Below are 18,263 nucleotides of genomic sequence, written 5' to 3' on the forward strand. Positions count from 1 at the left end.
GGACCTACTGGACCTACCGGACCTACTGGACCTACCGGACCTACCGGACCTACTGGAGCTTAAGCGGGACAAAGTCGAAAAAGGTGTTGATCAATCAGCACCTTTTTCTTTTTTCACGAATCTAGTAAGATAATTGCCTTTTTCTTTAAGATAGGTTTTCATACAAACCAATTCCTGCTTCTCCAAATAAGCTAAAAGCAGAAGGAATAAGTAGAACGTTAACAATTGAAAGGAGAATAATCATGGTTTCTATTAGTTTATGTATGATAGTGAAGAATGAAGAAGCAGTGCTCGCCAGGTGTTTGGAATCCATCAAAGATATCGTCGATGAAATCAATATAGTCGATACCGGTTCCAACGACAAAACAGTGAACATAGCCAAACAATATACGGATCGGGTTTTTTATTTTGAGTGGATCGGGGATTTTGCGGCTGCTCGAAATGAATCGTTCAAATATGCTACCAAAGATTACATTTTATATTTAGATGCGGATGACGTCATTTTGGATGAAGACCGGGTAAAATTAAAAAAGTTGAAAGAAACCTTGAACCCTGAAGTGGATTCAGTATCGATGTATTACAATGCCGGAACAGATGAATACGGAAATGTAACCCTGCAATATAGGAGAAACCGTTTAGTCAAAAGAAGCCGAAACTTTAAATGGAAAGGTGACTGTCATCAGTATTTGGAGGTTTACGGAAATATAATAAATTCTGATGTAGCAGTCACCCACAAAAAAATCCGTCATTCAGTTGGCAGAAACCTGTCGATATATCAGAAAAAGCTGGATAGAGGTGACACCTTCTCCCCTCGGGACTATTTTTATTACGGTAACGAATTAAGAGAAAACGGTCATTATGAAAAGGCGATTGAAAGCTATGAAAAAAATATCGCCATGAAAGATGGCTGGATTGAAGATAAAGTGTATGCCTGCATAAACAAGGCAGACTGCCATCGGTACTTGGGAGAAACCGTTAAAGAATTGGAATCACTGTTCCGATCGTTCCAGTTTTCTAAACTCCCCCGTCCGGAAACCTGCAGCCGTATCGGCTTTAATTTTCAACGTCAACAGGACTACAAGGCTGCGGTGTACTGGTATGACTTAGCGACAAAACTGGAAACTGATCCAAATAAATGGAGCTTCACCTATCCCGCCTATGCTACTTGGTATCCCCATCTGCAAATGTGTGTCTGCTATTACAATCTTCAAGATTTCAAAAAGTCTTACGAGCATAATGAAAAAGCTAGGGAATACCGTCCGAATGATAAAAAAATATTATTCAATAAAGAACTATTGGAAAAGAAACTCGGGATCAATCAGCATCAGACTGCTGGATTGAAGTAAAGGGGAGGTGATGAAAAATGTCTTTTGGTAACGTGCTAATTACCGGAGGCGCCGGATTTGTAGGATCCCAACTAGCAGCTGCCATGCTTCCGAATACTGATCAACTCTTTATTATCGATGATCTTTCGACCGGTCATAAGCAGTCCCTTCCAAAATCACACAAGATATCTTTTTATCAGGCTTCGATTACCGACCAGGAAGTTCTGGAAGAAGTTCTACCTCAAGTCGATTATGTATTCCATTTAGCTTGCCGGAACTTGTTACTATCTGTCAATGATATCGAGGCCGACTTTCAGACGAATCTATTCGGTGGTTACTTTTTATTGAAGAAAACATTGGAATTAAATCCAGAGATTAAACGGTTTGTGTACACATCGACAGCCTCTGTATATAATAATGCCGACATACTTCCTACCCCGGAAAGTTATTATGATATTTCCATGCCTTACGCAGCAAGCAAATTTTCTATGGAGCATTATTGTCATGTTTTTTATCACTTATCCAAGCTTCCCTTTACCACCTTAAGATTATCGAATCTATATGGTCCTGGCCAATTGGCAGCCAACCCTTATTGCGGAGTGGTGGCCAAATTTTTTGAAGCAGCAGCATCAGGAGAACCGTTGATCATTTATGGGAACGGCGAACAAACTCGTGACTTCACTTATATTGGAGACGGGATTGATGCCATTCTTATAGCAGCTTCTCATCCGACAGCAACAGGAAAGGTATTTAACGTGGGAACAGGCAAAGAGACTACCATCCATCTGTTAGCAGCACAAGTAAAAGACATTACCGGGAGTAACAGTCCGTTAATATACCAGCCTGAACGGACGATTGATACTGTAACCAACCGTTGTCTTGATACCGAAAAAATCAGAACAGAAATAGGATGGAAGCCGAAACACTCCTTGCAGAAGGGGTTAGAAAGTACGTATGAATGGTTGAAAAGTCAATAATAATCAAGTGGAAAATGTAATAAGGATGAAATTCCTTCTAACAAGCTCTATATTATACAGAAATGAGCGGAGTGATCGATTTTCCTACAACCAAACAAATGAAGAAGCCTGTATCGTCCATTAGTTAGTAATCTACGATACAGGCTTTATCTCGCTATTTATCTATTGATAAGATTTTGGCATGTAGCACTTCACGAATTTTTTTTGTATTGATGCGGCCATTCTGCCGCAAGCATGCCATACACGACGTGATCGACAAAATGGTCATACAACCATTCCGCTTGTCTGATACATCCTTCTTTGGTAAATCCCAATTTTTCCGGTATCGCCCTGCTCTTCACATTCTCCGCTGCAGCCCGGATTTCGATGCGGTTTAAATCAAGTCTGTCGAAACCATAACTGGTCAATGCTTTTACCGACCTGCTCATTATCCCTTTGCCTTGATGATTCTCTCCCAGCCAATAGCCAATTGAAGCACTTTTGTTGTGCCAATTGATTTCGTGAAAACCGATAACTCCTGCGATTTTCCCCCGGTATAGAATGGCGGTTGTAAGGCTCTTGTTATCTGCAAAGTGCTGTAATCCAGATTGAATGAATGCTTGAGTATCCTCTTTCCCAGTTGTTCCATCGACCCATCGCAAAAACTCACGTAAATATTCACGGGAACTGTCTGTCAAGGCAAAGAGTTCCTCAGCATCGTTTAATTCCATCAATTTTAATTGTACTTCTTCATCCACCTGATAAGTAAACACAAAAATCCCCCCTAGTGCCTTTTCTGTATTTCTATCAGTTTAACATACCCACCTGTGGCTTCAATCCCTCCTAACCTGGTCCATGCACTTTTCGCTTGCCTTGCTGCTTGTTAACTGGCGCACTTAATATAAACGATGCAGTAACTTCCCTTGTAGTACTTGGACCATTTTATAGGAGTGGTGTAGTCCAACGCTGCGGAAATACCCTGTGCTTTCCGCGGGCGGCTGGTGAGCTTCCTCGAGCTAACGCGCTGCGGGGTCTCACCGAGGCCTTTCCTCCCGCAGGACAGGTGTTTTCGGTGGGACGAGTAATCGCAGTCCCAAGGAAGGCTGCGGCAGCGATGCATCGCACGAAGAAAATCGTATTGTATTTTCGAGGAGTCTATAGGTATTTCCTCCGCTGAGAACAGCTACCTGTTTATAAACGAGTGTACTAGCCATTTTTCTCTTGAATAACTTGTTACTGCGTGTGACTAGGATAATAAGCAGAGTCCAAGAGAAGGAGAAAAGATGGAACCCCAACTGTTTTTTTAGAAGAGAAGTACACGATTCCAAGCAAGCCTTTTTAAGATGTCTTGTTGGGATTCAATGGAAAAGGTTTCTACGCTTACGATAATCAGCACGCTTCTTAGCGCAGGTACCATACGCAGATTCCTGCGGGAAAAGCGCGAGCTGAAGATCCACTTGGAAAAGCGGTGTTCTTTACCAAGTTAGCTGAAGCCGTGCCCGCGGAAAGCGAAGTATGCTGCCGAAGCGGTGGTTAACACGCTTTTTGAACAGGCAATGGACTTTCCATTACAGTTACTGCGCAGTTTCTATCTTTCACGAATGCACCTGAATCTTTTTGAATGCAGCCAAAGCAAAAGGCCTCCCTAACAATATTAGGAGGTCCTTAGAAGTACTATTCTTTTACCCTAAGCAGACGGAGTCCGTTCAAGGTCACAATCAAAGTGGCACCCATATCCGCAAAGATCGCCATCCATAATGTCAACCATCCTGGGATTACCAAAAGCAGGGCGACAATCTTGATCAATAAAGCGAAAGAAATATTTTGTTTTATAATTCGTAATGTATTTCTGCTTAATCTCATTGTAAATGGAAGTTTTTCCAAGTCATCAGCCATCAATGCAATATCTGCTGTCTCAAGAGCTGTGTCTGTTCCAGCTCCTCCCATAGCGATACCTACCGAGGAAGCAGCTAAAGCAGGCGCATCATTGATGCCATCTCCGACCATGGCGACATCCTGTTTCATCTGTAATTGTTTAATATATTCCAGCTTTTCTTCCGGCATCTGTTCAGCCTGTACGTCATCGATACCCAGCTGTTCGGCAATAGCTCTGGCCGTTTCTGAATTGTCTCCTGTCACCATTACTGTCTTGATATGAGAAGCTTGAAGTTTTCCAATAGATGCCTTACTTGACTCTCTAATGCTGTCAGCCACAGCAAGCAGACCGAGCACTTCCTTACTGGTTCCCAAAACGAGTACTGTTTTCCCTTTCCGCTGCATAGTCAGTATTTGATCGGAAAGGTTGCTTGACAGATGCATCATTCCCGAAAACAGGTTCGGACTCCCTAAATAGTATTCTGTCTCTTTTACGGAAGCTTTTACTCCTCGCCCGGTCATCGAATAAAACCCTTCTACTGGCAGACGGCGATATTCCAAAAAGTCTTTGTCCGCCTTACGAGTTACCGCTGCCGCCAGCGGATGACCAGAGTTTTTTTCCAATGCAGCTGCAATAAGCAGTATCTCTTTTTCTGTGTGTTCCGAAAGAGGCACAATGTCGGTTACCTCCGGAACCCCTTTTGTCAGTGTTCCTGTTTTATCAAAAGCAATTACCGACAGGGCACCTGCTTTTTCCAAATAAACGCCGCCCTTGATAAGTACTCCATGTTTTGCAGCGTGTCCAATCGCCGTAACGATGGAAACAGGAGTGGATACAATCAACGCACATGGACAACCGACTACCAAAACAGCGAGCCCTCTGTAGAGCCAATCGTGCCAATCCCCCAAAAATAAAGGAGGAACGATTGCGAGTATCAAGGCAAACAAAATGATTACCGGTGTGTACCATGCGGCAAATTTATCAATAAATGCCTGGGAAGGAGCCCGTTCGGCTTGCGCCTCTTCCACTAAATGAATAATCTTGGCAAGTGTCGTATCTTCTGCCCGCTTTGTCACCTCGACTTCTATATAACCATCTTCATTCATAGTGCCGGCATATACCGTACTGCCTTTTTCTTTGTAAGCCGGTACGGATTCTCCAGTTATAGCCGCCTGATTGACAGTGGAACTTCCTTTTACGACTATTCCATCCATCGCGAGCTTTTGTCCAGGCTTTACAAGCATCAAGTCTTTCACTTGAATATCTTCAACAGAAACCGAGATTTCCTGTCCATCCCTTCTGATTAGTGCCTGCTTAGGTGCTATGTCCAAAAGGGATTGAATCGACTCTCGTGCTTTATCCATCGAATAGGATTCCAATGCTTCACTCACAGCAAAAAGGATGACGACCACTGCCGCCTCGCCCCATTCACCGATTGCAGCTGCCCCAATCACTGCTACCGTCATTAACGTCCGCATATCAAATTGAAAAGCAGCCAGATTCTTCAGTCCTTGGAGAAGCAGTTTATATCCACCTGTCAGAATCGATATACCATATAAAAGTACCGGAATGAAGCCTTGGTCTATCTCCATATTTCCTGTAGTCCAGGCAGCAGCGAGAAAAATGATGGCCATCAGAACCCGAAGATTTTCTTCCTGTTTCCAAAAGGATGGCTTCTCCTGCTTAAACCGTTCATGCTCTTCTATCACTTTTAAATTCTCAAACGATCCTGCCTGTTCTAATTGTTCAATGGAAGCATCCCCATAAACTGTCAGTTTCGCTGCGCCAAAATTAACGGTTGCATCTGAAACACCATCCAGGTGTTTTACGTTCGTTTCGAACTTTCCGGCACAGCCAGCTCAGGTAAAACCTTGTATTCGATAAACTTTTTTTTCATCTTCATTTATATGCTTATCTTCCATTTTCCACCCCCCCTTCTTCACGGGTAAATGACTGGACTAGTAATTGAACCATTGATTCACTTTCTAATGAGTAAAACGCAAGCTTTCCTTGCTTACGGTATGTTGCCAGCCCCATTTTCCGCAAGTTCCTCAAATGATGGGAAGCGGTTGCCACAGAAGTCTCAATGATATTAGCTACATCGCAAACACAAAGTTCTTTTTCCTGGGATAAGGCAAAAACAATTTTTGCACGGTTTTCATCCGCCATTGCTTTAAATAATCTCACTCTACCAGTAATATCTTCGCTGTTTATTTTGTTTTTCACCCGGTTAACTGTTTCTTCGTTATAACAATAAATATCACAACTTTCCGATTTCATCGGTCCCCTCCTTATTCAAGTGAATATTTGAATGAGTTTATTTTATACCATATTCATTTACTATTCAAATGTTCATTAGAATGTTTTGGTTAAAGGGAGGCATCCTCTGAAACCCTTAACAAAAAAACTCCCGATCAGGAGTTTTTTGCATAGCTATTCGGTTGTAATATTTAATCCTGCTAACAGGAGTGCCTGTTTCAATGAACTGTATGTACCGGTACTTTCAAAATCGATTCCCAATTGTACAGCTGTTTGAGCCACTTCCGGACGTATACCGGAAATAGTGGAAGAAATCCCCAACAATTTCAACATACGGGTCAGCTGATAAATTTGCTGAGCAATCATGGTATCGATTGTCGGCATACCGGAAAGGTCGATAAACAAGTGTTCAACCTCTTTTTCAACACATTTAGCTGGAATGGTCTCCATGACGAATTTGGCTCGGTAGGAATCCAATTCTCCAATCAATGGAACAATCGCCATGTCTTTAAATATCGGAATAATCGGGGTACTTAACTCATGGATTAGTTCCTGCTGAGAGAAAAGGCGCTGTCTGGTAATCCGGTAATAAACCTCGGAAAACTTCGTTACCATTTGATTAAAAGCAGAATTTACTTTGCGATTCCAGCGTAGGATATCATCCTTCCGGATAATTTCTTCGTTTTCTTCGATAAAATGCAAGACAAACTCCATAAATACATTCTCTGCTTTGTTGATTGCTTCAATTACTTCATAAATAGGCGTATCTGAATCCACTCTACTTTCTCCGATTGTCCTTGCCCATTCATCTACCTGCTTATTTACCGTTCCTTCATCAGCAAGCAATGAACTGCTTACAGCTTCTATTGTCATTTTGTTCTGTTCACGCAGCATCGTTTCTACCCTATCATCCGAGTGCGCCGAGTAAATTGAACCATTTTTGCTTTTCCTTGTTTCCAGCCACCTGTCCGTAATGGAAGCAGTATGATCGATCAAATATTGGTATAATAACTCGTCCTGTTTTGACATACTTCTCTCCCCCTTTTAATGTACCTTTTAGAACCTATTTTTCATTCAATCTTCCGACAAGTTTTCTAATCCCAAGTTTATCATACCTGTCGGGGGACTTATAAGGATGCGCTTTTGCACCCGGCTTATCTTCTAGTAAAGTCCTGTTCAAAAAGAATATTGTTGCCAAAATTTTGTCAACTACGACAAAGGTTATTAACATTGCCTTATCGTATCCCTACGAGCACTTGCTATTCGACTTCTGCAAAAGCACAGGGTAACCACAGTGCCGCGCGCCAAATCGATTAAGGCAGGAGATCAGGAAGACGCATCGAAGTTATAATGCAGCATTTCTCTCAAATGAGCCAATAACAATTAGTATAGGAAATGAGCTTTAGGAAATAATAAAAAAACGCCTTATAAATGTAAACGTTTTCTGGTATAATAGAACTATCAAAAGGAGGTTTTTATATGGAACAAAAGCCTTTGCACTACGACGGCAGCGGAACCCCGCCTGTTACGATGGAGAAAGCAAACAAATCGTCTTTAAAAATATCCGATGAAGCAAGAAAGAACATAAGTGGAAATCCTTATATAGGAAAATAATAAAGCGCAGGAAGCAGGACCAGCCGGTGAAACGGCTGGTCCTTTTCAATTGACAGTTATCACAACGATGCTTTACTATGTTACCTTGAATTGTTTATCTTCAATTCAAGGTAATGAGTTATGTATGTTTTTATATGCTTGTTTCCACACTAATCCTAATCAAAACAGAAAGGTGAGTTTAATGGCACAGATATTATATATCACGGCCCATCCGCACGATGAAACGCAATCGTTCAGTATGGCTGCCGCCCAAGCATTCATTGAAACATATCAACAGGAAAATCCAGAGGACGAGATTGTTCCGATTGATTTATACAAAGAAAATATTCCATATATTGATGCCGATGTTTTTCAAGGCTGGGGCAAACTCCAGTCGGGAAAGGGATTCGAGGAGCTTTCGAAGGAGGAACAGGCCAAGGTAGGGCGTCTTTCGGAGTTAAGCGAACAGTTTATCCAGGCAGATAAGTATGTATTCGTAACACCGTTCTGGAATTTCTCTTTTCCCCCTTTGATGAAGGCCTACATCGATTCTGTAGCGGTTGCAGGAAAAGCATTTAAATATACAGATGAAGGACCGATCGGTCTCTTGACGGACAAAAAGGCATTGCATATCCAGGCCCGCGGGGGTATTTATTCTGAAGGGCCAGCGGCAGAGCTGGAAATGGGGCACCGTTATCTTAGTATCATCATGGATTTCTTCGGTGTACCTTCCTTTGAAGGACTGTTCATCGAAGGACATGCCGCAATGCCGGAAAAAGCAAATGACATCAAAGCAGATGGTATTTCCCGCGCAAAAGAACTCGCTCGTACTTTTTAACTATCTAAAGAAAGAGACTGGGACAATTGCATCGTGAATAAACTAAAAACCGAACGAATCGTTCGGTTTTTTTGCTTAGAAAAAAGTAAACCGTCCTACCCTTCTCTTATGAATCGTGCGACTCTCCACTCCGGTAAGACACTTCGCTTTCCGAGGGCACGGCTTCAGCTAACTTGGCAAACGCTTCGTATCTTGCCGTAGCGATACAAGCATGCTTTAAACAACAGGATAAAACAAATAAACAGGATAAAGTCGATTAGCATTTTAGCATTCGTTCGGTTTTTAGTTGGTGGCCATGCTTTTGTCCCGGCCTTTTTTTATGTCAGATACTTTTTATATACTTTGCTACCTTCATAGCTGAAAAGTGCCGCCTTCTCTTCAACCACTGTTTCCAGGTGAACATTTCTGCCCCATAGCTCATAAATGTATGGAAGCGTCCGTTCTAAATAGGTCAGGTCAAGTTCGACTCCTTCATAATGATGCTTTAAATAAAGCTCGCCATTTCGCAGGTAATCTCCATTCTGGACAGTAATATAAGGAAACCCTCCATTTACCCGCATGGTGATCAGCTGATCTCTGACCGCTTCCCAATCTTTATCGGTAATTTTGTATTCATGCCCTTGTTTTTGAAACAGGTACATATCTTCCCGGTGTACGAACTCTTTTGTCATATAGTTGCGGAGGAACGATATATCCGATTCGATTTCCCTGACTTCAAATATTTTTTCCCGCCCTTTCCCTGGCTCTGCCCCCCATTTGATCATTTCCTCACTCGGATGGTTGAAGCGCTCTTCGATGTCCTCAAACATTTTCACCCCCAAGTAGTAAGGATTTATTTGTGTTTTCGATGGCTGGACGACGCCAGCGTTCAATTTGGCAAATTCCAACGACTCATCACTGGTCAGATCCATTTCTCTCAAAATACGCTGGTGCCAGAAAGAAGCCCAGCCTTCGTTCATGATTTTCGTTTCCAGCTGGGGCCAAAAATAAAGCATTTCCTCCCGCATCATCGTCAGGATATCCCGCTGCCAGTCTTCCAGGGTACGGCTGTACTCTTCTATAAACAAAAGAATATCCTTTTCCGGTTTCGGAGGGAAAGCCTTTCTCTTCTTCGGGCGGTCGGAGGCTGGAGATGTATCATCTAACTTCCACAAATCATCGTACGGCGTAGTTTTATCCGGCACCTCTTCCTCTGGTTCATCTCTTTCCCAATCGAGTTTAGGTTTGATCAGTCTCGGATCAATGTGTTCCTGAATGGCAAGCACTGCGTCGAGGAACGCCTCCACTTCCTCCTGCCCATGCTCTTTTTCATAAGCGGCAATCCGCTCAGCGGTTGCTGACATGCTTTCCACCATATCTCTGTTGGTATTTTGAAAACGCACATTATTTTTAAAGAAATCACAGTGAGCGAGAACGTGCGCGACAATCAGTTTATTTTGAATTAAACTGTTTGAATTGAGCAGAAAGGCATAACAGGGGTTCGAATTGATGACCAGCTCATAAATTTTACTCAATCCAAGATCATATTGAAGCTTCATTTTATGAAATTGTTTGCCAAAGCTCCAATGGGAAAATCTTGTCGGCATTCCGTATGCGCCAAAAGTATAAATAACTTCTGCTGGACAAATTTCATAACGCATAGGATAAAAATCGAGACCGAAGCCCTCGGCAATTTCCGTTATTTCATCAATCGCTCTTTCCAGCGAGTTTTGGTCCGCTTGTTTCAACAATGATCTCCCCTTTATGGTGGTGTTACATCAATATATGTACGACGGTTCTCAATGATGAAGGGAAAAGAATAGAACAAGGGAGCGACATTATTCCAGTAATGAAAGTTTTTTTCCGTCTTCCTTTTGTTTTCTCGACGTAAGCGGACGTATGATTGGATATTTATGTTAAAATCAAATTGGCTTTAACTCAAGTAATGGTTTCTAAGCTCGCTTCTAGTTCTCCATCTTGAAGGACATGCCAAGCTGCAGAATGATATGCGACTACCTTTTAGAAGGAAAAAATAATGAAGGATGACAGAGATGAATCATACAAAACGGCTGCTCATACTTTTTATCTTCGTGTTATTTGTTATCGCCATTGGCGTTCAGATGCGTAACAACGACCAGGAGCATATGGAGCGAGTCCCGGGCACACAAGAAACAAAAGAAGACATAGACAACAAACTTCCCTACACCGTACAAGTAGAGGAACGGGATAAAAAAGCAGAAACAATTGCCTACCGGCTTTGGTTTGATTTCATGCAGCAATTAAAAAATGACGGAACAGTCGCTAACGCCAGCTTCACAAGATTCACCAAAATATCCGGGGACAAAGATTCTTTCGTTGTGGCGGTAATATTCCAGATCCAGTTACCTGAAGGTGCGGAAAAAACGGATAACGAATGGGGAGAGGCTAATGAAAAAGGAGTTGTTTCCAATCTAGTTTGGAAGCTTGGAATTGAGAAGGAGGACGGTTTGAAATACCACTTAACATCTATCGAGAAATCGGATGATACACAGATCGCTCTACCGCCCGTTGAAACGCTGGAAGATTATAAAGAAGATCTGGGAATAGAAGACTCCTCTGGAAAAAACACTTACCGAGTGAGCGGCAGTTCTCTGGAAGTCACCTATAATAATGGAGAAGACTGGCAGACCGTGCCTGTTGCGCCGGAAGAACTATTTAGCATCGACCGATCCATAGACACTTCTTTGAGGGAAGAAAGCTATGTCATCACACCGGAGGTAACAGCATTTGTTCTGGGCGGACACCGAAATTTGAGCGTGCTGATAAGCACTGATAAAGGAAAGTCTTGGGAAGAGGTATTGGTTTCCGACAAGCTGCCCGTTCTACGGCTTGGCCTGCTCGGCTTCACCTCCGATAAAGATGGCTACCTCATTGTGACAGGGGATAAAACGATGAGCAGTGAGGCGCATTTTATATGGAAAACAAACGATGCCGGCCAGTCATGGTACAAGACTAATTCGGTCAATGACATCCAGGCATTGGTGACAGACGGCGGTTTCATTAACAACAAGCTAGGATTCATCTCTTTTGGGGAATATCGGACAGAAGGAAATCCACCTGTACCGAATTTATACAGGACGAATGATGGCGGAAAAAACTGGGGACGAGTGAAAATTCCGATACCGGAGGAATATCAGGGGTATTTCACACAAGCAGAAATTCCTGTTATCGAAGGGGACAATGGTACATTGCTTGTTAACCAAGGTCCGGAAGGCGATTATCTAGGAGGGAGCGTATTAGCCAAATTTTCTACTGATGATCAAGGAAAAACCTGGTCCTTTGCAGGTTTGGTTGATCCAGATGGAGTACTTCTCTCCAATTGAAATCCACCACTACATCGAGCGCATGTAAAAGCCCGGACATTTATTCCGGGCTTTTACATTAACTTATAATATTAGTATCTTTAAACATCCGGGGTCGGAGTTGGTTCTGGGTAGCCATGATCTTGATAAGTGTCATCTATTGTTTTACGGATAGTAGGAATATCGGTCCCTTTCTGGTATTCATTAATCGAATAGACTGCTGTATCGATACATACCTGACACCCAATTCCATGTGTATCCCAAACTACCTCGCCATTGTCTGCTATTTCATGAACAAAGCAATCATGATTGTCTTTATGGCCGACAGTTGCATCACCACATCCACAATAACAAGGAATCTGTTCAAGCAGCTCTTGGTGCTCTGCGGCAGATCGATACACCATCTGCAAGTCTTCAGACGTGTCCTTTAAAAATTGTGGAAGTTGATCAATACCTGCCGTCCGCTCATGATTGGGAGCCAGTTCCTCCACCGGTTCCCGACTGCTGCATGCAGCTAACGCAGCAATCATGATCAGCATTGCAAAAACATATACAGTAAATTTCTTCAATCCTTCTCCCCCTCCTTCCCTTCATTATAACCGTTGCCTCTCTTTCCGCATTACCTTTAAGAAGAGTTTCAATAAATCATCACAATTAAACAAGCCCTTACGTAACGACAATGACAACACGGAGGTCACGACAGAAGAAAAACTATCTCCACCAACGGAGGCAAGGTACGCAGACTCCAGCGGGAGGAACGCGAGCTGAAGATCCACTTGGCAAAGCACTTTTCTTTGCCAAGTTAGCTAAAGCTGTGTCCGCGGAAAGCGACAAAGTACCTTGCCGGGGTGGAGAGTTGCACGATTCATAAGAAAGGGGATAGCGGTTGGCTATTTGCAAAATGAGTTATGAGAAAATCGATAAAAGCCGAACGAAATACGGAATCGTTCGGCTTTTATTATGGTCACGATGCTTTTGTCCCAAATATGTTGTTTACAGCGATGTGTTTTTCACTTCGTCCCAGTAGTAAACGAGTGTCTCCATCCCTTTGTCGAAGCTCTCCAGCGGAAAGCTTTCATTAGGGGAGTGCAACCGGTCTTCCGGTGTTCCGAAACCAAGCAGTACAACCGGCATGTGGAAAATCGAGTCAATTGACTCCACAACTGGAATCGATCCGCCTAAACGCGCGTAAACCGCCTCTTTTCCGAAAGCCTTTTGCAAAGAGTCGCCAGCAGTTTTAATCAGTGGATGATCAGGATTTACTTTGTATGCTTTCGCTGACAATGGTTCCGGCTTCACGTCCATCGTCACGCCCTCCGGCAAGTTTTTATGCAAATGGTCGATGACGAGCTGCTGGATATGGTCAGGATCCATTCCCGGCACCAGCCGGCAGGTCAGCTTTGCAGTTGCGGATGAAGGAATAATTGTTTTTGTCCCCTCTCCCTGATAACCGCTGAACATACCGTTGATTTCCATCGTCGGTCTTGCCATCATATGCTCTTTGGCGGTAAACCCTTTTTCCGAAACTGTTTTTTCAACTCCTGTCGTCTGCTGGTAGTTTTCCCCCGGTACATCGGCAATCAGCTTGCGTTCTTCCTCTGACAGCTCTTCCACTCCATCGTAGAATCCGTCCACTTTCACGACTTCCTGCTCATCCTTCAAGGAAGCCAGCATGTGCGACAACGCCATCGCAGGGTTGCGGACAACTCCGCCATAAATTCCGGAATGCAAATCGCTCGATGGGCCATGAACAGTGAACTCCAAGCCTGTGAAGCCTTTCAATCCATACAGTACCGTAGGTTGTCCGGTGTCCACCATTCCTGAATCAGAGATGATGGCAAAGTCGGCAGCGAACTGTTCTTTTTTGTCCTCCAACACTTGATAGAGGTTCTCGCTGCCGATTTCTTCCTCCCCTTCAATGCAAACCTTGATGTTGACCGGCATGGAACCTTCCGACTTCATGTAAGCTTCAAACACGGCAAGATGCATGAAAACTTGACCCTTGTCATCACTTGCTCCGCGTGCATAGAGTCTGCCTTCACGAACTTCTGGTTTGAAAGGCTCACTTTCCCACAGTTCCAGCGGGTCTGCAGGCTGGACATCATAATGACCATACAACAAAGCAGTCGGAGCATCTTCACCTGCACCGTTCCATTCGCCATAGACAAGCGGATGCCCTTTCGTTTCTTGTACCTCTACAGTCGTAAAACCGATCTCGGTTAAATAATTTGATACGAAATCAGCTGCCGCTGCCACATCCGGTTTATGTACACTGTCCGTGCTTATACTTGGAATGGATAGGAACTCGTTTAATTTCTCCAATAAACGTTCCCGGTTATCTTGCAAATAAGCTAACACTTTTTCTGACATACTGGTCCACATCCTTTGCTTCATTACTGATTTTATTTTAGCACAATTCAAATTGGAATAGAAAAAAGCTATCCCTTCCTTTTTTATGCCTTATACGATACAGTCGCTTCCCTAATGATTTTGCCAGGCAATGCTTTCCCGATCGATACGGATGGCAGAAATTGCAAACCAAGCCTATACTGTTCTGCAAGTGCCTTCTGAATGATAAAAAAACTCATCGATGCCCAATAGGGCACTGATGAGTTTTTAATAATTGCATACCATTGTTTCCTTCCAGCTTCCTCTCAAGATCTGTGATTGGACGCCAGCGTCTTTGTTACTCCATTGCTTGTTTCAAATCACTGATCAAATCTTCACTGTCCTCAATACCGACAGAAATACGGATCAATCCGTCCGTGATACCAAGTTCCAGGCGACGTTCTCTTGGAATCGATGCATGCGTCATTTTCGCCGGTACGGAAATCAAGCTTTCAACAGCGCCAAGGCTTTCAGCAATCGTAAAGTATTTTACTTTAGACAACACCTGGTCCGCCTGCTCAGAACTACCAACGTCAAAGGAAATCATGGCACCAAAACCATCTGCCTGTTGTTTGGCAATATCATGTCCTTTATGGTCCGGAAGTCCTGGATAATAAATAGTATTGACCTGTGGGTGGTTTTGCAGAAATTCCACCAGCTGTTGAGAATTCTTTTCTGCTGCTTCCATACGTAGTCCCAGTGTCTTGATTCCACGCATTAATAACCAGGAATCCTGAGGTCCCAGTACCCCGCCGACAGAATTTTGGATGTAGTGAAGCTCTTCAGCCAACTTATCGGAATTGACGACAACCAAACCTGCTACGACGTCACTATGACCTCCGACATACTTGGTTGCACTATGGAGCACAATATCTGCTCCTAAATCAATCGGTTGCTGCCAGTAAGAAGTAGCAAACGTATTGTCCACGATTAACAAAAGATTGTTTTCCTTAGCGATATCAGCCATTTTTTTCAAGTCTGTAATCTTCAATAGAGGATTAGTCGGCGTCTCGATATAAAGCGCTTTTGTATTCGATTGGATAGCTGCTTCCACTTTTTCCGGATCACTTGTATCCACAAAAGAATGATCTAGTTCAAAGCGGTTCAATACACCAGTCATTAGTCGGTACGTACCACCGTACACGTCATCCGTCATGACAATGTGGTCTCCGCTGTTCAATAGCATCATGACAGAAGTGATTGCTGCCATACCGGAACCGAAGGCAAAACCAGCTTTCCCGTTTTCAAGCTCGGATATCGTTGTTTCCAAAGCGTGCCGCGTCGGATTACCTGTACGGGAATACTCATATCCAGTGTGTTTTCCAGCTGCTTCTTGGGCATACGTGCTCACCTGATAAATCGGCACGGAAACAGCGCCGGTTTTTTCATCCCCTGTAATACCTGCATGAATAACTTTTGTTTTGGACTTCATTATACTCCTCCTTGGTAGATGCGTTTACTCAGATATCGTTCACTACTGTCAGGAAAAACCGTGACAATATTCGTCCCAGGCTCCGCCTGCATGGCTTCTTGCAAGGCGGCATAACAAGCAGCGCCTGAAGAACTTCCCACCAGCAGACCTTCCATCGCAGCCAGCTTTTTGACATAGTCAAAAGCGATTTCATCCGGTACCGTATGGATAGCGTCAAAGTAAGAACGCTCCATATATTCTGGAAGAAACTCCATGCCAATTCCTTCTGTTTTATGCGGTCCGGATTCTCCCCCGGCAATCACCGATCCTTCCGGCTCAACGATAGCGGTTTTTACGTCTGGATTTTGTTCTTTTAAATAACGGGCAGTGCCCATGAATGTCCCGCCAGTGCCAGCACCAGCTACAAATACATCTACTTTACCATCCAGATCGTTCCAAATTTCAGGTCCAAGCGTCTTGTAATAAGTAGCAGGATTCGCATCGTTGCCAAACTGTTGCGGTGAATAACTGTTCGGAGTCTCCCTGACAAGCTGCTCCGCCTTGGCTATTGCCCCCCGCATCCCTTTTTCTGTTGGGGTATGAACAATAGTGGCTCCTAAAGCCTTCATAAGTTCCTGTTTTTCCGTGCTGAATTGTTCCGGTACACAAAAGGTAACCGAAACATTTTTATCAATAGCAGCTAACGCCAATCCAATTCCGGTGTTGCCGGCAGTCGGCTCGATGATGGTTCCGCCTTCCGATATTTTGCCACTGCGGAGCGCATCATTGATCAGCTCCTGGCCCAATCGATCCTTGATACTGCCACCAGGATTATAAAACTCCAATTTCGCAAAAAAACGAACCCCCTCAGGAAGGGGGAACTTGGTCAATTCGACTAATGGGGTATTGCCGATCAACTCTTGTACATTCCGATAACGAGTCATCCAGCTACCCCCTTAATCTGCAAAAACTTGCTGCCATTCGTCTTTCTTTTCCAGCATGTCAGCAGCAATTTTTTGGGCTCCTTCTAAGCTGTGATTAGCAGCCCATCCGCACTGCACTTCGTTGCACGCAGGCACTTCAGTAGCTTCCAATACATCCTGCAATGTCTTTTCCAACGCATCCAGCACGTCCTCATAACTGTCATTATTAAGAATGGCTAGATAAAAGCCTGTTTGGCAGCCCATAGGGCCAATATCAAGTACATTATCAATATGGTTGCGGATGTTTTCTGCCATCAAATGCTCGATAGAATGTAATCCCGGCATATCCATGTGAGCCTTATTCGGTTGGCAGAATCGGATATCATATTTATAAACTTTATCACCGCTTTGACCGGTAGTTACTCCGACCAGACGGACATAAGGTGCTTTTACTTTCGTATGGTCAAGGTTGAAACTTTCCACGTTCATTTTTTCTGGCATTATTTCTCCACTCCTTTGTTAGTGTTACTGCTTCTCGGCAATCATAAGCCAAACAAATTGATTCATTTGTTTAAACGTAACATAAAAGCCGTTGTCTTCAAACAATGATTGCAACACATCAAGCATCGGATAATATTCGGTTGTTAAATCATACAATAAGTCATTATACCCGTTCTGTTTTGCCTGCTGGTGAATCTGCTGTTTTGTTTCCTCGTCTTGATAAGCAGTATCGGCAAATACGACCTTGCCTCCCGCGGGAAGCAGTTCACTGAACCCTTTGATCGCACGTCCTTTTTCTTCATCAGTCAAATGATGAAAGGCATACGTACTTACAATGGTCGAAATCGGGGTTTCCGGTTGTGGATAGGTAAGAAAATCTCCATCTTCTACTCGAAGATCCGGGAATTTTTTAGCAGTCGCTTCACGCATTGCCGCGGAAGGTTCCACCCCGATTACTTGGTGGCCTGCATCCAACAACTTTTTGGAAAGATTGCCGGTGCCTACACCAAATTCCAAAACGTTTCCCAAGGAATTATTAGTGACTACTTCAAGTATTGTATCATATTTATCAAATACAGCACGATACTGAGGATCATGACCTGTTACAGTTTCATCATAAGAACCAGCCCACTCATTAAATAAATCGATAAATTCTCGGCCCATTCATTTCTCAACTCCCATTTTTAATTCATACTAATACACTATGTTTTATTGGGATTATTGGTAATAATATAACATATTAAATGGGCGTTATCAATTATGGATAGTTGGTGATAACGCGAGCTGCTTCTTTTGCTGCTTCGATGTCATCCAGGCCTAGAATTCACATTTCCAGCGAAGAAGAAAGCAGTCTTGGTTATATTTCGAGTAAAA

Annotated in this window: 16 protein-coding genes; 5 read left to right on the top strand and 11 right to left on the bottom strand. The window is 43.3% G+C overall.

Annotation, left to right across the window (positions count from 1 at the left end; translation table 11 throughout):
- Window positions 1-242 precede the first annotated feature (242 nt).
- The gene (locus tag BLR82_RS15565) at window positions 243-1,346 is read left to right on the top strand and encodes a glycosyltransferase (protein ID WP_074600407.1); all 1,104 of its coding nucleotides are present in this window, start codon (window positions 243-245) and stop codon (window positions 1,344-1,346) included.
- Window positions 1,347-1,363: 17 nt separating this feature from the next.
- Entirely contained in the window at window positions 1,364-2,302 is a 939-nt protein-coding gene (locus BLR82_RS15570) for an NAD-dependent epimerase/dehydratase family protein (protein WP_074600408.1), read from the top strand.
- 191 nt (window positions 2,303-2,493) lie between these two features.
- On the opposite strand, the gene BLR82_RS15575 is transcribed toward BLR82_RS15570, so the two are convergent.
- The 4 genes from BLR82_RS15575 to BLR82_RS15590 all read right to left on the bottom strand — a co-directional run bounded on the left by BLR82_RS15575 (window position 2,494) and on the right by BLR82_RS15590 (window position 7,445).
- The gene (locus BLR82_RS15575) at window positions 2,494-3,054 is read right to left on the bottom strand and encodes a GNAT family N-acetyltransferase (RefSeq protein ID WP_074600409.1); all 561 of its coding nucleotides are present in this window, start codon (window positions 3,052-3,054) and stop codon (window positions 2,494-2,496) included.
- Window positions 3,055-3,955: 901 nt separating this feature from the next.
- The gene (locus BLR82_RS15580; RefSeq protein WP_083334895.1) at window positions 3,956-6,079 is read right to left on the bottom strand and encodes a heavy metal translocating P-type ATPase; all 2,124 of its coding nucleotides are present in this window, start codon (window positions 6,077-6,079) and stop codon (window positions 3,956-3,958) included.
- The gene (locus BLR82_RS15585) at window positions 6,069-6,437 is read right to left on the bottom strand and encodes an ArsR/SmtB family transcription factor (RefSeq protein WP_074600410.1); all 369 of its coding nucleotides are present in this window, start codon (window positions 6,435-6,437) and stop codon (window positions 6,069-6,071) included. The genes BLR82_RS15580 and BLR82_RS15585 overlap by 11 nt, the downstream gene beginning before the upstream one ends.
- 153 nt (window positions 6,438-6,590) lie before the next feature.
- Window positions 6,591-7,445, bottom strand: a complete 855-nt coding sequence (locus BLR82_RS15590) for an STAS domain-containing protein (protein WP_074600411.1) — start codon at window positions 7,443-7,445, stop codon at window positions 6,591-6,593.
- Window positions 7,446-7,895: 450 nt separating this feature from the next.
- On the opposite strand from BLR82_RS15590, the gene BLR82_RS21500 reads away from it, so the two are divergent.
- Both BLR82_RS21500 and BLR82_RS15595 read left to right on the top strand, forming a co-directional pair.
- Entirely contained in the window at window positions 7,896-8,030 is a 135-nt protein-coding gene (locus tag BLR82_RS21500) for a hypothetical protein (RefSeq protein WP_281242221.1), read from the top strand.
- A 181-nt stretch (window positions 8,031-8,211) separates the two neighbouring features.
- Window positions 8,212-8,847 carry an FMN-dependent NADH-azoreductase gene (locus tag BLR82_RS15595; RefSeq protein WP_074600412.1) on the top strand — a complete coding sequence of 212 codons (636 nt, stop codon included), beginning with the start codon at window positions 8,212-8,214 and terminating at the stop codon, window positions 8,845-8,847.
- Between the two features lie 317 nt (window positions 8,848-9,164).
- Here the strand turns inward: BLR82_RS15595 and BLR82_RS15600 are convergent, their stop codons facing one another.
- On the bottom strand, window positions 9,165-10,574 hold the full coding sequence (locus tag BLR82_RS15600) for a SpoVR family protein (RefSeq protein WP_074600413.1): 1,410 nt from the start codon (window positions 10,572-10,574) through the stop codon (window positions 9,165-9,167).
- A 303-nt stretch (window positions 10,575-10,877) separates the two neighbouring features.
- On the opposite strand from BLR82_RS15600, the gene BLR82_RS15605 reads away from it, so the two are divergent.
- On the top strand, window positions 10,878-12,188 hold the full coding sequence (locus BLR82_RS15605; RefSeq protein WP_074600414.1) for a WD40/YVTN/BNR-like repeat-containing protein: 1,311 nt from the start codon (window positions 10,878-10,880) through the stop codon (window positions 12,186-12,188).
- A gap of 80 nt (window positions 12,189-12,268) precedes the next feature.
- Here the strand turns inward: BLR82_RS15605 and BLR82_RS15610 are convergent, their stop codons facing one another.
- The 6 genes from BLR82_RS15610 to BLR82_RS15635 all read right to left on the bottom strand — a co-directional run bounded on the left by BLR82_RS15610 (window position 12,269) and on the right by BLR82_RS15635 (window position 18,053).
- Entirely contained in the window at window positions 12,269-12,736 is a 468-nt protein-coding gene (locus tag BLR82_RS15610) for a PCYCGC motif-containing (lipo)protein (protein ID WP_083334896.1), read from the bottom strand.
- A gap of 424 nt (window positions 12,737-13,160) precedes the next feature.
- Window positions 13,161-14,537 (bottom strand): dipeptidase, encoded by a 1,377-nt coding sequence (locus tag BLR82_RS15615; RefSeq protein ID WP_074600415.1) that lies wholly within the window; start codon window positions 14,535-14,537, stop codon window positions 13,161-13,163.
- Window positions 14,538-14,853: 316 nt separating this feature from the next.
- Window positions 14,854-15,987: a bifunctional cystathionine gamma-lyase/homocysteine desulfhydrase gene (locus BLR82_RS15620; protein ID WP_074600416.1), complete on the bottom strand. Its 1,134-nt coding sequence runs from the start codon at window positions 15,985-15,987 to the stop codon at window positions 14,854-14,856.
- On the bottom strand, window positions 15,987-16,910 hold the full coding sequence (locus BLR82_RS15625; protein ID WP_074600417.1) for a PLP-dependent cysteine synthase family protein: 924 nt from the start codon (window positions 16,908-16,910) through the stop codon (window positions 15,987-15,989). Before BLR82_RS15625 ends, BLR82_RS15620 begins: the two co-directional genes overlap by 1 nt.
- 12 nt (window positions 16,911-16,922) lie before the next feature.
- Window positions 16,923-17,390: an S-ribosylhomocysteine lyase gene (locus tag BLR82_RS15630; RefSeq protein ID WP_074600418.1), complete on the bottom strand. Its 468-nt coding sequence runs from the start codon at window positions 17,388-17,390 to the stop codon at window positions 16,923-16,925.
- Window positions 17,391-17,414: 24 nt separating this feature from the next.
- Window positions 17,415-18,053 (bottom strand): class I SAM-dependent DNA methyltransferase, encoded by a 639-nt coding sequence (locus BLR82_RS15635; RefSeq protein WP_074600419.1) that lies wholly within the window; start codon window positions 18,051-18,053, stop codon window positions 17,415-17,417.
- Window positions 18,054-18,263: the final 210 nt, after the last annotated feature.

Origin of the sequence: Sediminibacillus halophilus, assembly GCF_900103695.1 — a bacterium.
Classification (GTDB): Bacteria; Bacillota; Bacilli; order Bacillales; family Amphibacillaceae; genus Sediminibacillus; species Sediminibacillus halophilus.

Coding starts and splice junctions, on each gene's coding strand:
- BLR82_RS15630 (WP_074600418.1), bottom strand. CDS start 17,390: ATGCCAGAAAAAATGAACGTGGAAAGTTTCAACCTTGACCATACGAAA.
- BLR82_RS15585 (WP_074600410.1), bottom strand. CDS start 6,437: ATGAAATCGGAAAGTTGTGATATTTATTGTTATAACGAAGAAACAGTT.
- BLR82_RS15635 (WP_074600419.1), bottom strand. CDS start 18,053: ATGGGCCGAGAATTTATCGATTTATTTAATGAGTGGGCTGGTTCTTAT.
- BLR82_RS15605 (WP_074600414.1), top strand. CDS start 10,878: ATGAATCATACAAAACGGCTGCTCATACTTTTTATCTTCGTGTTATTT.
- BLR82_RS15625 (WP_074600417.1), bottom strand. CDS start 16,910: ATGACTCGTTATCGGAATGTACAAGAGTTGATCGGCAATACCCCATTA.
- BLR82_RS15565 (WP_074600407.1), top strand. CDS start 243: ATGGTTTCTATTAGTTTATGTATGATAGTGAAGAATGAAGAAGCAGTG.
- BLR82_RS15570 (WP_074600408.1), top strand. CDS start 1,364: ATGTCTTTTGGTAACGTGCTAATTACCGGAGGCGCCGGATTTGTAGGA.
- BLR82_RS15590 (WP_074600411.1), bottom strand. CDS start 7,445: ATGTCAAAACAGGACGAGTTATTATACCAATATTTGATCGATCATACT.
- BLR82_RS15620 (WP_074600416.1), bottom strand. CDS start 15,987: ATGAAGTCCAAAACAAAAGTTATTCATGCAGGTATTACAGGGGATGAA.
- BLR82_RS15615 (WP_074600415.1), bottom strand. CDS start 14,537: ATGTCAGAAAAAGTGTTAGCTTATTTGCAAGATAACCGGGAACGTTTA.
- BLR82_RS21500 (WP_281242221.1), top strand. CDS start 7,896: ATGGAACAAAAGCCTTTGCACTACGACGGCAGCGGAACCCCGCCTGTT.
- BLR82_RS15595 (WP_074600412.1), top strand. CDS start 8,212: ATGGCACAGATATTATATATCACGGCCCATCCGCACGATGAAACGCAA.